The organism is Mycobacterium sp. MMS18-G62 (assembly GCF_053877835.1).
The window spans coordinates 3,808,048-3,822,867 of record NZ_CM132662.1 but is presented as its reverse complement, the minus strand read 5'-3'; the positions used below and the strand labels follow the sequence as shown (position 1 = coordinate 3,822,867).

Annotated in this window: 13 protein-coding genes; 5 read left to right on the top strand and 8 right to left on the bottom strand. The window is 66.1% G+C overall.

Features of this window, described 5'->3' with window-relative positions:
- Position 1 precedes the first annotated feature (1 nt).
- The 5 genes from ACWW36_RS19015 to ACWW36_RS18995 all read right to left on the bottom strand — a co-directional run bounded on the left by ACWW36_RS19015 (position 2) and on the right by ACWW36_RS18995 (position 4,985).
- Positions 2-856 carry a siderophore-interacting protein gene (locus tag ACWW36_RS19015; protein ID WP_456137526.1) on the bottom strand — a complete coding sequence of 285 codons (855 nt, stop codon included), beginning with the start codon at positions 854-856 and terminating at the stop codon, positions 2-4.
- A gap of 68 nt (positions 857-924) precedes the next feature.
- Positions 925-1,974, bottom strand: a complete 1,050-nt coding sequence (locus ACWW36_RS19010) for a GH39 family glycosyl hydrolase (RefSeq protein ID WP_456137525.1) — start codon at positions 1,972-1,974, stop codon at positions 925-927.
- 10 nt (positions 1,975-1,984) lie between these two features.
- Entirely contained in the window at positions 1,985-3,109 is a 1,125-nt protein-coding gene (gene dprA, locus ACWW36_RS19005) for a DNA-processing protein DprA (RefSeq protein ID WP_456137524.1), read from the bottom strand.
- Positions 3,106-4,617, bottom strand: coding sequence for a YifB family Mg chelatase-like AAA ATPase (locus ACWW36_RS19000; RefSeq protein WP_456137523.1), 1,512 nt, complete (start codon positions 4,615-4,617; stop codon positions 3,106-3,108). The genes dprA and ACWW36_RS19000 overlap by 4 nt, the downstream gene beginning before the upstream one ends.
- Positions 4,617-4,985, bottom strand: coding sequence for a YraN family protein (locus ACWW36_RS18995; RefSeq protein ID WP_456137522.1), 369 nt, complete (start codon positions 4,983-4,985; stop codon positions 4,617-4,619). Before ACWW36_RS18995 ends, ACWW36_RS19000 begins: the two co-directional genes overlap by 1 nt.
- Positions 4,986-5,132: 147 nt before the next feature.
- Here ACWW36_RS18995 and ACWW36_RS18990 point away from each other — a divergent pair, with 147 nt between their 5' ends.
- A complete protein-coding gene (locus tag ACWW36_RS18990; RefSeq protein ID WP_456137521.1) occupies positions 5,133-5,951 on the top strand; it encodes a DUF1206 domain-containing protein in 819 nt (272 codons plus the stop codon).
- 3 nt (positions 5,952-5,954) lie between these two features.
- On the opposite strand, the gene ACWW36_RS18985 is transcribed toward ACWW36_RS18990, so the two are convergent.
- Entirely contained in the window at positions 5,955-6,359 is a 405-nt protein-coding gene (locus ACWW36_RS18985; RefSeq protein WP_456137520.1) for a hemophore-related protein, read from the bottom strand.
- 368 nt (positions 6,360-6,727) lie between these two features.
- Here ACWW36_RS18985 and ACWW36_RS18980 point away from each other — a divergent pair, with 368 nt between their 5' ends.
- The 4 genes from ACWW36_RS18980 to ACWW36_RS18965 are packed head-to-tail and all read left to right on the top strand — an operon-like array spanning position 6,728 to position 12,923.
- Positions 6,728-7,744: an iron ABC transporter substrate-binding protein gene (locus ACWW36_RS18980; RefSeq protein WP_456137519.1), complete on the top strand. Its 1,017-nt coding sequence runs from the start codon at positions 6,728-6,730 to the stop codon at positions 7,742-7,744.
- Entirely contained in the window at positions 7,745-9,319 is a 1,575-nt protein-coding gene (locus tag ACWW36_RS18975) for an ABC transporter permease (protein WP_456137518.1), read from the top strand.
- On the top strand, positions 9,316-10,368 hold the full coding sequence (locus ACWW36_RS18970; protein ID WP_456137517.1) for an ABC transporter ATP-binding protein: 1,053 nt from the start codon (positions 9,316-9,318) through the stop codon (positions 10,366-10,368). The genes ACWW36_RS18975 and ACWW36_RS18970 overlap by 4 nt, the downstream gene beginning before the upstream one ends.
- Complete coding sequence (locus ACWW36_RS18965) at positions 10,365-12,923, top strand: AMP-binding protein (RefSeq protein ID WP_456137516.1); 2,559 nt, start codon at positions 10,365-10,367, stop codon at positions 12,921-12,923. The genes ACWW36_RS18970 and ACWW36_RS18965 overlap by 4 nt, the downstream gene beginning before the upstream one ends.
- Here the strand turns inward: ACWW36_RS18965 and ACWW36_RS18960 are convergent.
- Positions 12,816-13,616: an acyl-CoA thioesterase gene (locus ACWW36_RS18960; protein WP_456137515.1), complete on the bottom strand. Its 801-nt coding sequence runs from the start codon at positions 13,614-13,616 to the stop codon at positions 12,816-12,818. The two genes, ACWW36_RS18965 and ACWW36_RS18960, sit on opposite strands and share 108 nt — an antisense overlap.
- Complete coding sequence (locus ACWW36_RS18955) at positions 13,613-14,812, bottom strand: CoA transferase (protein ID WP_456137514.1); 1,200 nt, start codon at positions 14,810-14,812, stop codon at positions 13,613-13,615. The genes ACWW36_RS18960 and ACWW36_RS18955 overlap by 4 nt, the downstream gene beginning before the upstream one ends.
- Positions 14,813-14,820: the final 8 nt, after the last annotated feature.

Below are 14,820 nucleotides of genomic sequence, written 5' to 3'. Positions count from 1 at the left end.
GTCAGACCGCGGCGTCGGCTTCCGCTTCGGCGAGTTCACGCTTCCACTGCCGGAATGTCTCTTCGGTGCGCCCTCGTCGCCAGTAGCCGGAAATCGAGGAGGCCCACTTCGCGTCGACGCCACGCTCCTTGCGGATGTATGGCCGCAGGTTGTGCATGACGGTCTGGGCCTCGCCGTGGATGAAGACCTGCACCTGACCGGGCAGCCAGGTGGCCTCCTTGACCGCTGCAATCAACGGAGCGTGGTCACCGGCCTTGTCCTCGGGGACCAGGTCGGCGCGCCCGCCGCGGTAGATCCACGCCACCTCGACGCCGGGCGGTGCGCTCAGCGCGACCTCATCCTCGGGTCCGGCCACCTCGATGAACACTTTGCCGATCGCGTTGTCCGGCAATGCTTCTAACGCCACAGAGATCGCGGGTACGGCGGCTTCGTCTCCGGCGAACAAGTGCCAGTCCGCGGCCGGGTCAGGGGCGTAGGCCCCGTTGGGGCTCGTCAGGTAGGCGGGCTGGCCAGGGGTGGCCGCGGTCGCCCATGGTCCGGCGACGCCGTGCTCTCCATGCACGACGAAGTCGATCCAGATCTCGCGGCGATCCAGGTCGACGCGGCGGACGGTGTAGGTGCGCACAACGGGCTGGTCGTCCGCGGGCAATTCCTTGAAACTATCCAGTGTCAGGGGTTGCGGCAGCGCACCGACGTCGATGCCGTCGTTGACGAAGACCAGTTTGACGTAGGAGTCGGTGAAGTCGTTGGGCGTGAATGTGTCGAAACCCTTGCCGCCCAGGACGACGCGAATGAGATGCGGCGTGAGTTCCTCTTTGCGCACCACCTCGAACGTGTGCACCGGACGTCCTGCCACTTCGCCTCCAAGAATGGGTTGTTGGTCAACCGCATCGAGGATACGAGCGGAAACGAACTGGTGGTGGACTACCTGGCCAGCACGCTGGCCGCTACCTTTTGCTGCCAGTCCGATGTCACAAGGGCACCGAAGTTGTCGTCCCTGTTGCCACGCAGCGCCGAGTTGACGTCGCGGATGGAGAAGATGAACGCCGGTCCGCTGTAGCCGGTCTGCGCCGCCTTCCACAGCACGTCGGTGATCTGGCGGGTCTGTTCCTGCTGGCTGACACCTTCAGCCGACGGATCGCTCGTCGGGGCGCCCAATTCGGTCATCCAGATCTTCTTCGCACCGTCGCCCTGGTCCACCATGATCTGCCGGACGACTTCGACGTCGGACCATCCCCGTTGCGGATCCACGGCCAAGCCGCTGGGAAACACGTAGGGGTGCATGGCCATCGCATCGAAATAGCCTTTGGCGCCGTTGGCGTACATGGCGTTGACGAAGATCGGCGGGGCGTCTTGCTCGAAGGCCGGGCTCAACCCGCCGGCAACGACAGTGCTGTTCGGCTGGACGGCCTTGATTGCCGGATAGGCCGCTTTCAACAGCTGCGTGTATCGCTCGGGACGCTTGTCGGCGAAGCCGAAAAACAGCGGAAGGTTCGGCTCGTTCCAGATCTCCCAGTCCGACACGCGTTCGCCGTAACGCTCGACGACCTTGGCGGCGAAACTCGCATACAGGGCCGGATCCACCGGCGGGGCGCTGAAGTACGAACCCGGCGCCCTCGCCCAGTCGGGCGTGTAGGCGATCAGGCCCAGTACCTTCAGACCCCGGTTCAGCGCGCCGTTGATCCAGTGATCGACATAGCCCCAGTTGAACGCGCCCGGCATCGGCTCGACGAGGTGCCAGTCGATGAGGACGCGAAGCCACGTCGCTCCTGTCCTTGCGGCAGCGTCGAGTTCGCGGTCGGCATCGACATCACTCATCCATGTCATGGGTGCGCCGACGCTGAAGCCGTAGCCGTCCGACGGCGCCACGACCACCTCAGCGTGCGCTGTCCGGACGCCGGTGACCGACATCGCCGTGATGAGCACGACGACCGCGACCATTCGGCCGACAGCCCTGCTCACCGCGTTACGCACACGGGCTAACTTACCGGAGCGCCAACTTCCACCTCCCGTCCTGACGAAGCACCAGGCCGCAAACCTCGAGCATGGACAGCGGCCCCAGCACCTGTGTCGGTGGCAAACCCGACGCCACCGCGATCTCGTCGGCCGTGCGTGCACCACGGGCTGGAAGCGCGTCGTACACGCGCTGCTCGGATTCGCTCAGGCCATCGAGCGCCGACGATGGACGCTGCTCGTCTGGGGCGAATTCGCCTGCGTGCCCGACGAGTTCGACGATGTCCTCTGCCCGTGTGACGAGGTCAGCGCCGGCCCGCAACAGCGTGTGGCAGCCGACCGACGCCGAAGAGGTGACCGGTCCCGGCACGGCGCAGACCCCGCGACCCATACCGCGAGCCCACGCCGCCGTGTTCGCGGCGCCGCTGCGCGCACCGGCCTCCACGACGACGGTGGCGCCTGCCATGGCGGCCACCAGCCGGTTTCGGGTAAGGAACCGGTGCCGCGACGGCCGCACACCCGGCGGGTACTCGGTGACGAGCAGGCCCTGCTCGCTGATCCGGCGAAACAGTGAGGCATGGCCGGCCGGATAGGAAACGTCGATACCCGCCGCGAGCACCGCGACGGTGAAGCCGTCGCTGGCCAGGGCGCCTCGGTGCGCCGCCCCGTCGATACCGTAGGCACCGCCGGACACCACGGCGACATCGCGCAGTGCTAACCCTGCCGCCATGTCGGCGGCGACATGTTCGCCGTATGCCGTTGCGGCGCGGGTGCCGACGATAGCGGCGGCCCGCTCGGCGACCTCGTCCAATTGCGCCGGCCCGACCGCCCACAACACCATCGGTGGATACGCCTGAGCTTGCAGCCGTGAACCCACACCGCCGAATCCGGTGAAAGCCAGCAGCGGCCACTCGGGATCTGAAGCGGTGACCAAACGTCCGCCCAGCCGCTTCAGAATCTCGACATCGTTTGCAGCACAGTCGATTTCACGTCGAGCTTCGACGGCGCGTCTCAGCTTCTCCTCGACGTCGCCTCGCCGAACCAGCTCAGCGGCGTCCACCGGCCCCACTGTCGCGACCAACGTCGACAGCGGCGGGCACGGCGGTTCGGCGACGCGTGAGAGGTAGGCCAAGGCGCGCAGAATGTCGTCGCTCATACCACGCCTCCGGCCTGACGGAAGCTCAGTGCCGCCGCAACTTCGTCGACACCGGGCGTCGTTTTCCCATTGAGATCGGCCAATGTCCATGCGACCCGCAAGCTACGGTCGACGCCTCGAATGCTGAGCGTCCCGCGATCAAGAGCGGTTCGCAACGGTTCCATCGCCGCCTTTGCCAACCTGAACTTTCGACGCAGCAGGGCACCGCTGACTTCGGCGTTGGTCCGTATTCCATGCGGGCGCCAACGATCCTGCGCGACTGCCCGCGCCGCGGCCACGCGGTCGCGAACGCGGGCCGTGGACTCGCCTTCTTCGGTGGCGAACGCGCCGGCCCGCACCGAGTGCATTTCCACCCGCAGGTCCACCCGATCCATCAGTGGACCGGACAACTTGCCGAGGTATCGCCTCTTGGCCATCGACGCACAGATGCAATCCTTGGGATCGGACGGTGCACACGGACACGGGTTGGCCGCAAGCACAAGCTGGAACCGCGCCGGGTACCGCGCAACGCCATCCCGGCGGGCGAGCCGAATTTCGCCCTCTTCCAACGGTGTTCGCAGGGCTTCAAGAGCGCTCACGCCTATTTCGGCGCACTCGTCGAGGAAAAGCACACCGCGGTGCGCACGGCTGACCGCGCCGGGGCGCGCCAGCCCTGACCCGCCACCAACCAGTGCGGCCACGCTAGACGTGGGGTGCGGCGCTACAAACGGCGGCCGCGTGATCAGCGGGGTGTCGCCCACCAGCAGCCCTGCCACGGAATGGATGGCCGTCACCTCGAGCGATTCACTGTCCGACAGTGGTGGCAACAACCCTGGAAGCCGTTGCGCCAACATTGTTTTGCCCACTCCCGGCGGTCCGGTCAGCATCAGATGATGGGCTCCGGCCGCGGCTACCTCGACTGCGTATCGGGCGTGGGACTGACCCACGACGTCGGCCAGGTCGACGACCGGCTCTGGTGCCGACGACGGCGCGTCGATCCGGCCGTCGAGTTGCGCCTTGCCTGCAAGCCAGGCGCGCAACTGTCCCAACGTCCGTGCACCCCATACGTCGATGCGATCGACCAGGCAGGCCTCGGCGAGGTTGTCGACCGGAACAACCACCGCAGGCCATCCCTCTCGCTTGGCGGCCAAGACCGCCGGCAGCACACCCTTGACCGGACGCACACGCCCGTCGAGCGCCAATTCGCCCAGCAGCACGGTTTTTTCGAGGCGCTCCCATGTCATCTTGCGATTGGCGGACAACACCGCTGCGGCGAGGGCCACGTCGTATACGCTTCCCATCTTCGGCAGCGTGGCCGGTGACAGCGCGAGCGTCAGGCGCGCCATAGGCCAGCTCTGGCCGCAGTTGGTGATCGCCGCGCGGACGCGGTCGCGCGACTCCTGTAAGGCAGCGTCCGGTAAACCGACCAGGTGCACACCGGGCAGGCCGGAGGTGATGTCGGCTTCGATTTCCACGATCTCGCCGTCGAGGCCGCGCACGGCCACCGAGAACGCTCTGCCCAGCGCCATCAGCCCACTCCTTGAAGATGCGTGATCTCAGGAGTGCGCCGCCTGCCGATGCGCACCCCGATGACATCGATGCGCACACCCGTCCAACTGCCGTTCTGCGCGGCCAACCACAGTCCGGCAAGCCGGCGTAACCGGCGCACCTTGTCCGGCGTCACTGCCTGTGCAACACCGCCGAACTGATCGCTTGTGCGGGTCTTGACTTCAACGAACACCACGACCCGTGCCGCGTCGTCGGCGGCGATCACGTCTAGCTCTCCGTACCGGCACCGCCAGTTGCGGTCCAGCACACGCAGTCGAAGCGATCGCAAATGCTCAACCGCGAGCTGCTCGCCTAGCGCGCCGATCTCGGCACGGCTCAATGTCGTCATGGCGCAACGGTGCGAGCCGGCACCGACAACCGGTCGAACCGTGTCGACGGTTATCCCCAGTCGCCATTCCATCCACAACGACCGCATTTGGTGTCGCGGCCGTCAAAAACGGGCATACGGAGCCAAGCCAAGGAGCAGGAGGTCGTCATGGTCGACAAACCGGTGGAGGGTTTCGCCGATAGGGCGACCGACAACGACGCGTTCGAATACACCGCCCGTGCCGGTTTCGCCGTCAGCGGGATACTGCACCTTCTCGTCGCGTACATCATTCTCCAAATTGCGTTCGGGTCCGCCAAAGAGGCCGACCAGTCGGGGGCACTCGCGACACTGGCGCATCAGACCGGCGGACAATTGCTCCTCTGGGTTGCGGCGATCGGCCTACTGGCACTTGGCCTTTGGCGGGTAGCAGAAGCCGTCGTCGGCTCGAAACCCGGCGAGGGTTCAGGACAGCACAACGACGACACGCCGGCCTGGAAGCGTGCCAAATCCCTCGGGCTGGCCATCGTGAACTTCGCGATCGCGTTCTCCGCTGCGCGCTTCGCGATGGGCAGTGGACAGCAGAGCAGTCAGCAGAACGCCGGCCTGTCCGCGCAGATGATGGAGTCCGGCTGGGGCAAGGCCGTGCTGATCTTGTCGGGTTTGGGGCTCATCGCCGTTGGCGGCTATCACGTGTACAAGGGCGCGTCCAAGAAGTTCTTCAAGGATCTGCGTGTCTCGGGCGGAACGGGTGTCACGGCGGTCGGCATCAGCGGCTACGTCGCCAAGGGTGTGGTGCTCGCCGGTACGGGTGTTTTGGTCATCCTCGCGGCGCTGCAGGCAGACCCGTCGAAGGCGACCGGTCTCGACGCGGCGGTCAAGACGCTCGGACACGCCCCGTTCGGGAAGTTCCTCCTCATCGCGGCCGCGGTTGGACTCGCGGCGTTCGGTGCGTACAGCTTCGTGCGCAGCCGCTACGGCCGCATGTAGGCGCTACGTCATGTTGCCGGACAACGCCTGGTAGAGCGCCGCGATCTGCATCGGCTGGATCGTCGCACCGCAGTTGTGCTGCATGTCGATCAGCGGCTGTGCGATGCCCTTCAGATCCTGGAACTCCTGCGGGTGGCCGACGAAGTAGTCACGAACTGAGCCTTCTGCGCCGGAGCCCTGCATCCCCGCGTTGGTCAGTACGTCGTTGGCGCCGGGGTGTGCGTCGAGGTAACCACCGGCCGCGGCCAGCACGCCACTGGCCGTGGTGGAGAAGGAACTGGCGCTGCATCGGGGTGGCGCCGCGGCGGCAGTCGGAATCGCGATCGTCGTGGCGGCGAGACCCCCGGCCGCGCAAGTGGCAAACGCGCCGACGAAGCCGCGGCGCACGGCAGTTGCTGACATTTTCATTTCGGTTGTCCTCAGATGTTGTAGCCAATGAGTTACTCAACCCCTGACCTGAGGGCAAACGTACCCGCAGGAGTTCAAGATCAATCCGAGCTGAACAATCCGGTAAGAACTTCGTCATGAGTGGCCGTCAGCTACCAACTGACACCGACGGTCAGGACTAGGTGAACTCCTTGACCACAAGTTTCTCCGGCTGAGGCGCGCTATGCGGTCTAGACGCGGTTGCGAGCGCGTCCCCAGGTGCGCCCACCGGGCCACGGCAGCCGAGGGCGACCGACATTACGGGGGGCAACCGACCAAGGACCCTAGACGGGTAAGTTCGCTTAGGTAACGCTCAGCTAAAGACGCGAAATAGGGAAGGACTCGACTGGATGCGACGACGTTGGAGCCCGATCGCCGCAGTTGTGTCCGTCCTCGCCATCGTGGTGGGCGCAACGGCATGCTCGAGCTCGGGCGGTAACGACGAACTGCTGATCTACAACGCGCAGCACGAGTCGCTGACCAAGGAATGGATCGACGCCTTCACCAAGGAAACGGGCATCAAGGTCTCCTACCGCCAGGGCGGCGATACCGAACTCGGCAACCAACTGGTGGCCGAGGGGGCGGCGTCGCCGGCCGATGTCTTCCTTACCGAGAACTCCCCCGCCATGGCCGCCGTCGAAAAGGCAGGGCTGTTCGCCGATCTGGACGGCGACACGCTGAATCAGGTTCCGTCGCAATACCGTCCGGCCAGCGGCAAGTGGACCGGCGTTGCCGCGCGCACCACCGTGTTCGTCTACAACAAGGCCAAGCTGCAGCCCGACCAGTTGCCGAAGTCGCTGCTTGACCTACAGCAACCCGCGTGGAAGGGGCGGTGGGGTGCACCTCCGACGAAGGCCGACTTCCAAGCCATCGTGGCCGCACTCCTGCAGCTCAAAGGCGAAGCCGCCACCGCGCAGTGGCTCGCCGGGATGAAGGCCAACGCCAAGCTCTACAACGACAACATCGCCACCCTCAAGGCAGTCAATGCCGGCGAGGTCGACGGCGGCGTCATCTACCACTACTACTGGTTCCGCGATCAGGCGAAAACCAAAGAGATGAGCGGAAATACGGCGCTGCACTACTTCCGCGGCCAGGATCCGGGCGCGTTCGTCAGCCTGTCCGGCGGCGGTGTGCTCAAGTCGAGCAAGAAGCTGCAACAGGCGCAGCAGTTCATCCGTTTCATCACCGGCAAGGCCGGCCAGGAGGTGCTGGAGAAGGGCGACTCGTTCGAGTACCCGGTCGGCAGCGGGGTCCCCGCGAACCCTGCGCTGGTCCCGTTGACCGATTTGCAGGCGCCCGCAGTCGACCCTTCGACGCTGGACGCCCAGAAGGTGTCCGATCTGATGACGAAGGCTGGTTTGTTATAGGTGGTCGCTCCCCCTGTTTCGCGCCCGACAGCGCCGGTCTCGCGGTCTGACAACGCTTCTCGACCCGGCCCGCTGGTCGCTGGAACCGTCGCGATCCTGGTGGCCGCCACCCTCATCCCTCTTGGTTATGTCGCGTGGGCGGCGGTGTCCATCGGCTGGGCCCAGGCCTACGAGCTCGTCGTCCGACCCAGAGTGGCCGAGTTGCTGTTCAACACCGTGGCGCTCGTGGTCGTCACGGTGCCGCTGTGCGTGGTGCTCGGCGTCGGCGTCGCGTGGCTCGTCGAGCGCACCGACCTGCCCGGACGGGCATTATGGCGTCCGCTGTTCGTCGCTCCCCTTGCCATACCGGCCTTCGTCAACAGTTATGCCTGGGTCGGTGTCGTACCGTCCATGCACGGCCTATGGGCCGGCGTGCTGGTGTCGACGCTGTCCTACTTTCCGTTCATGTATCTACCCGTGGCCGCGACGCTGCGGCGACTCGATCCCGCTGTCGAGGAGTCGGCCCGCGCGCTGGGGTCGCACTCGGCCGGTGTGTTCTTCCGGGTGGTGCTGCCGCAGTTGCGGCTGGCGGTACTCGGCGGTGGGCTTCTGATCGGCATTCACCTGCTCGCGGAGTTCGGCGCCTTCGCGATGCTGCGATTCGACACCTTCACCGTCGCGATCTTCCAACAGTTTCAGGTCACGTTCAACGGCACGGCGGGCAGCATGCTCGCCGGTGTGCTGGTCTTGCTGTGCTTGGTGTTGCTTGCGGCCGAAGCGCTTGCCCGCGGACGTGGCCGATTCGCCCGCATCGGCTCCGGCGCGCCTAGGGCAGCAACACCAATCCGCCTGGGCCACAACATGATACCTGGGCAGCTGGCTCTGGCCTTGCTGGCGGTCCTTGCGCTCGGTGTGCCGGTGTGGACCATCCTGCGCTGGTTGTGGATCGGCGGCGCCCAGGTGTGGGTGCTGGACGACATCGGTACCGCTCTTGCGCAAACCATCGGCTTGGCAACGGCGGCCGCGGTGTTGACGACCGTGCTGTCGTTTCCCGTCGCGTGGGTCGCCGTGCGGTCGCACGGGCTGCTGGCTCGTGTCGTCGAAGGCGCCAACTACGTCACCAGCTCGCTGCCGGGCATCGTCACCGCGCTCGCGCTCGTCACCGTCACCATCCACGTCGTGCGCCCGCTTTACCAAAGCGTCGCGCTGATCGTCTTCGCGTACGTGTTGTTGTTCATGCCCCGCGCGCTCGTCAACGTCCGGGCGGGCCTTGCTCAGGTTCCGATCAGCCTCGAAGAGGCGTCCCGGTCGCTCGGTAGCTCGCCGTCGGTAACGTTCTTCCGAGTGACGTTGCGGCTCACCGCACCCGCCGCGGCCGCCGGGGCGTCTCTGGTATTCGTCGCGGTGGCAACGGAATTGACCGCCACGCTGTTGCTGGCCCCTACCGGGACCCGAACATTGTCGATGCGGTTCTGGTCGTTTTCCAGTGAGCTGGACTATGCGGCCGCCGCGCCGTACGCGCTGGCCCTTGTTGTTCTCGCCATACCGGTGACACTTGTGCTGTTCCGGCAGTCGACGAAGGTGGCCGCGCTGTGACTCGCACGATTCTCGATGTTCGCGGACTTGCCAAGTCCTTCGGCGACAACACCGTGCTGCACGACATCGATCTCGCGTTGGAGTCCGGCAGCACCACTGCGGTCGTCGGGTCGTCGGGCTGCGGCAAGACCACACTGCTGCGGCTCGTCGCCGGATTCGAAACACCCGACGCCGGAACGATCACCATCGCCGGCCGCCAAGTCGCCAGCCCGTCAAGCTCTGTGGCGCCGCACCGTCGCAGTGTCGGCTATGTCGCTCAGGACGGCGCGCTGTTCCCGCACCTGACTGTCGGGCAGAACATCGCCTACGGCCTGCGTGGCATTGTGCGTGGCGCGCAGGCGCGGGCCCGCGTGGACGAGTTACTCGAAACCGTCTCGCTGGACACGTCTTTCGCATCGCGTCGCCCACATCAACTCTCCGGAGGACAGCAGCAGCGCGTCGCACTCGCCCGAGCTCTTGCCCGCCAGCCAGTGCTGATGCTGCTCGACGAACCGTTCAACGCACTCGACACCGGGTTGCGCGCATCAACCCGCAAGGCGGTGGCCGGGCTGCTGACCGATGCGGGTGTGACAACGCTGTTGGTGACACACGACCAAGAAGAAGCGCTATCGATCGCCGACCAGGTCGCGGTCATGCGCGACGGACGTTTCACCCAGGTCGGCACCCCGCAACACGTCTACCGTCAGCCCACTGACCGCTTCACCGCAGAGTTCCTCGGTGACAGCATCTGTATGCCCTGCACCGTCGAATCCGGAATTGCCGAGTGTGCCCTCGGTCGCATCCCCGTACAGGGGCCTGCGCCCGACGGCCCCGCGACGCTCCTGCTGCGGCCCGAACAGCTTGTCGCCACAGTGGTTTCCGACAGCGAGCAACTCGACGGCGTCGGAACGGTACTCGGCACCGAGTTTCTCGGTCACGATGTGCTGTTGACGATCGACCCGGCCGGAGACGCCGCGCCGCTGACCGTGCGCCAGCACAGCCTCAATCCGCCACCCATTGACGCCAAGGTGCGAATCGAGGTGGTGGGCAGCGGCGTCGTGCTCACATGAGCGCACTCATCGAGCATCTGCGTGCCCACGGCGGACGCACGGCGGTGCTGACCGAGACGCGGCAACTGTCGTATTCCGAGCTCGCCGAGTTGGTCTCCGACACGACCCGAAATATCGCCGGGCGCCGCTGCCTGGTGATGGTGGAAGCCCGCAACGATCTCGCCGCGTTGGTGCACTATCTGGCCGCGCTGGCGGCCAACCACGTCGTAATTCCCGTTCCGGCGGGCCGCGACCACGCGACGATCACGCGGACCTTTGAGCCCAACATCGTCATCGACAGCGACGGAATTCACCACCGCCAGCATGCTCGCCACCGCTTACATGACGATCTGGCGTTGCTGATGTCGACGTCGGGCAGCACCGGGTCCCCCAAAATGGTTCGCCTGTCGCACACCAACCTCATCGCCAACGCCGCCGCGATCGCGGACTACCTCGGCATCGACGAAACCGACAGGGTGGCAACAACGTTGCCGATGTCCTACTGCTACGGCCTGTCCGTCGTCCACAGTCATCTGCTGCGCGGCGCTGGCCTGATCCTCACGGATCATTCCGTGGTCGACGGCGAATTCTGGGAGCTGTTCCGCCGGCATCGCGGCACCACGTTCGCGGGTGTGCCGTATACGTTCGAATTGCTCGAGCGGACGGACTTCGACGCAATGGATCTGCCGCATCTGCGCTACGTCACCCAGGCCGGTGGCCGGATGCCGTCTGCCCGGGTTCGGAGATTCGCCGAGATCGGCCGCCGACGCGGGTGGGACTTGTTCGTGATGTACGGCGCGACAGAGGCGACCGCGCGGATGGCCTATCTCCCACCGCACCTGGCGTCGTCGCATCCCAGTTCGATCGGTCGGCCCATTCCCGGTGGATCGTTCACGCTGGAGCCGCTCGACGGATGGCCGGGCACGGACACCGGTGAACTGGTTTACCGCGGCCCCAACGTCATGATGGGCTATGCCCACGCGCCGGCGGATCTGGCTCTCGGCAAGACCGTCGACGCCCTGCACACCGGCGACGTGGCGCGGCGCGGCGCCGATGGCCTCTACGAAGTCATCGGCCGCACAAGCCGTTTCGCCAAGATGTACGGGCTGCGGATCGACCTGCACCGCATCGAGACCACGCTGCGGGAACACGGCGTGACGGCGTTCTGTACCGACGACGAGGAGCGCCTCATAGTGGCCGCCGAGCGTTGCCACGATCCTCACGACGTCCAGCGCGTCGCTGCGGCCGCAGCAGGTGTGCCCGCCGGCTCCGTCAGCGCTGTCGCGGTCACCGACCTTCCCTTGCTGCCGTCGGGCAAGCCCGACTACCAGACGGTGCGCGAGCTCGCCCGAGAGTCCGCTGCCCCGCAGCCCACAGCGTTGCGCGAGTTGTTCGCCGAGGTTCTGCAAATCGACGCGGACACCATCGATCCCGATGCCAGCTTCGTCGACCTGGGTGGCAATTCGCTGTCCTACGTCACGATGTCGGTCCGGCTGGAGCGGGCGCTGGGTCGCCTTCCCGCGGACTGGCAGCGATTGCCATTGAGCGAGTTGGAACGCACGCCCACGCCGGCGCGTCGGTGGTGGCCGTGGGGAGCGACGCTGGAAACCAGCGTCGCGTTGCGTGCGGTCGCGATCGTGCTGATCGTCGGTTCACATGCGGGGCTCTTCGAGTTGTGGGGCGGCGCCCATGTTCTGTTGGGCGTCGCCGGCTACAACTTCGGAAGGTTCTGTTTGACACCGGTGCCGCGCACTGACCGGGTACGGCATCTGCGCAACACGCTTGCGTGGATTGCGGGGCCGTCGGTCATCTGGGTCGCGATCGCATTGATATTCACCGACGACTATCGACCGACAAACCTGTTGTTGGCCAATAAGTTCCTCGGTCCGCACGACAGCATGACGGCAGGCCGGCTGTGGTTCGTCGAGGTCTTGGTGTGGATTCTGGTCGCGCTGGCCGCGCTGTGCTGGTTGCCTGCGATGGATCGCCTGGAGCGGCAACGACCATTCGCCGTCGCGTCGATATTCTTGGCCGCGGGACTGGCATTGCGTTACGACATTCTCGGTCTACACCTGGGCCGCGACGCGTGGTTCACGGTACTGGCGTTCTGGTTCTTCGCGGCCGGCTGGGCCGCGGCCAAGGCGTCCACACCACTACAGCGGGCAGCGGTGACGCTCGTGCTCGTCGTCGGCCTGCATGGTTATTTCGGCAACACCCACCGAGAAGCCTTGGTGCTCGCGGGCTTTGCGTTGTTGATCTGGCTGCCGGCATTGCGCTGCCCACCGGCGACCACCGTCGTCGCGGGCGTCGTAGCCGAGGCGTCGCTGTACATCTACCTCACCCATTACCAGGTATATCCCCTGTTCGACGGCCACCCGCTGCTCGGCGTCATCGCCTCCGTGGTGGTCGGCGTCGCGCTGACGCACGTGGTGACGTCGCTGCGCAAGCGCTACAAGAGGGTGCGGCCGCTACCGCTCGGCGATAAGCCCTTCTTGCGCCATGGTGGCAGCGATGTGACCGTCGGCGCGGATCAGGCTCGCGGTCACGACGCCGCGTCCCCGCGCGGCGGCCGGTGAGCGGCACTCCAGCAGGTTCCATTCGTCGGCGCGGACGCGTCGATGAAACCAGATCGACGAGTCCGTGGTGCCGCTGCGATGGGTGCGGGCCTTCATCGAATGCCCGTGCACCTGTAGCGCCGGATCGATCATGTAGACATCGCTGACGTACACCGCGACCAACGTGTGCACCACCGGATCGTCGGGCAGAGAAGCCGTTGCGCGCCACCACAATCGCCGTACGAACTCTCCGCCGGAGCGGTCGTCGGCGATCCTGATGTCCAGTTCATCCAGAGGCATCGACGGCGCAGGTCCCGCCGGCCCGGTCTGCGGCAGCGCCTCCGGATCGCCGGGCATGTCTGGCCGGTGGCCATGCTCAGGGCCGGGCAACTCGACTGCGAATGACACCGTCGCCGTGGTCAGCAGACGCCCGTCCTGAAAGGAGTCGACGCGCCGTGCGGCCGTCGTCCGGCCGTCGAACACTCGCGTTACGCGGTAGTCGACGGGATCCCCTGCTTCACCGCCGCGCAGGAACTGTAGGTGCATGTTGGTTGGCAGCCGGTCGGCGTCAACGGTGTGCCAAGCGGCGGTCAGACTTTGCGCGACGAATTGCCCACCGTAAGAACGCTTTCCGGCTGGACCGCTGGCGGGCCCGATCCAACTGTCCGCGTCCACGCCCGCCTTGAGATCCAGCAGCTCGAGCAGCGCGCTCATGCGACGGTGCCGGATTCGGTGAGCCGGCCGATTTCATCTGCACCCAATCCGAGCCATTCGGTGAGCACCGCCGAGGTGTCGTCACCAAGCGCCGGTGCGGCGACCGCGCGCGGATAGGCCCCGTCGATCGACATCGGCAAACCGGGTGCGAGGTAGGAGCCGATCCGCGGCTGGTTCAGCGTGCTGAACATCGGGTTGCCGGACAACCGGTCCTCGGCGACCACGTCCGCGAAGGTGCGGTAGCGGTCCCACAACACCGAGCTCGCCGACAGTGCGGCGGTGACCTCCTCGGCGGTGTGGCTCGAAAACCACTCGGCGAACAAGCCGGTCAACGCGTCACGGTGCCGGTACCGATCGCCCTCGTCGGTGAAGTCGGCGCCGAGCGTCTCGGCCAGCGCGGCAACAGCTTTCGTTGTCCCTGTCAACTCGGCCAGATCGCGGAAATGTCGAGCTGTCAGCGCGACGACCATGAACGACGCCCCGTCGCTGCTGATGAAGTCCTGGCCGTACTGCCCGTAGACGGAGTTACCGATGCGCTCGCGGGCCGTGCCGTTGACCATGACCTCGGTGAAGAAGCTGAGATTCCCCGCGGTCGCCAGCGCCACGTTCTCCAGCGGTATGCCGACCAGCTGGCCCTGGCCCGTCGCGTCGCGGTGCCGCAACGCGGTCACGACGGCCAGCGCCGCATAGATTCCACACGCGACGTCCCATGCCGGCAGCACATGATTGACGGGAGTGGCCAGCTCCGCCGGCCCGGTCACCATCGGAAATCCGATGCCCGCGTTGACCGTGTAGTCGACGCCGGTACCGCCGTCGGCCCGGCCGGACACCTCGACTTGGATCAAGTCCGGTCGCATTGCGGTCAGCGTTTCATACGAATGCCATTGCCGTCCCACGACATTCGTCAACAGAACGCCGCTGTCGGCGATCAGCCGCTGCGCAAGTTCCTGGCCGTCGGCCGAGCGCATATCGACGGCCACGGAGCGCTTGCCCTTGTTGAGACCGGCCCAGTAGATGCTGTCGCCGTCGCCGGTGACCGGCCAGCGGTGGTAGTCGGCGGCGCCGCCGACCGGGTCCACCCGAATCACCTCGGCCCCGAGCTGGCCCAGCGTCATCCCCGCCAGCGGCACCGCGACGAAGCTGGAGATCTCGACGATGCGCACCCCAGCCAGCGGCCGCACGGGATCGACACTCATCGGCTCAA